This window comes from Polaribacter sp. BAL334, from assembly GCF_015767435.1.
Lineage (GTDB): Bacteria > Bacteroidota > Bacteroidia > Flavobacteriales > Flavobacteriaceae > Polaribacter.
Genome location: NZ_JADWOV010000222.1, coordinates 1 through 489 on the forward strand (window position 1 = coordinate 1; position 489 = coordinate 489).

Annotated in this window: 1 pseudogene; it reads right to left on the reverse strand. The window is 31.3% G+C overall.

Features of this window, described 5'->3' with window-relative positions:
- A pseudogene (locus IU405_RS01980) lies at positions 1 to 489 on the reverse strand (hypothetical protein); the annotation flags it as partial.

The following is a 489-nucleotide window of genomic DNA, read 5'->3' on the forward strand; positions in this document are numbered from 1 at the left end:
GCTCTTGACATTCCAATTGGAAAAAAATAATCAAATGTAATTTGTTGTACACTTTTTACAGCGGGTTTTTTCCAAAAATTATCTGTTGAAAGATTTTCTACTTCAAAGGTTTTTTGAGATTCTTTATAAGAGCCAAATCTTAATGTAGAGGGAATTTCTATAAAGAAAGATACATTATCATCCCTTTGAATCCCTGTAAAAAAGTTCATATAACCATATTGAACTCCGAAAGAAAAGCCTTTTAATTTATATTGCAAACCAACATTTGGATAAATGATTCCTCCACCATTTACCAAGCTTCTAAATCCGCCCCCACCACCAAAATGAACATTAGCATCAAAAAAAAGATTATTGTAAATTCTAGTATTAATACCTAAATTTACTCCTAAAGTGAACAAACCTCCTTGATCTCCAGTTACTGCTGTGTGAAAACCAGCTCCAGTATACAACCAATCGTTCAATGGAATATTGTAATTTAAACCAACAAAA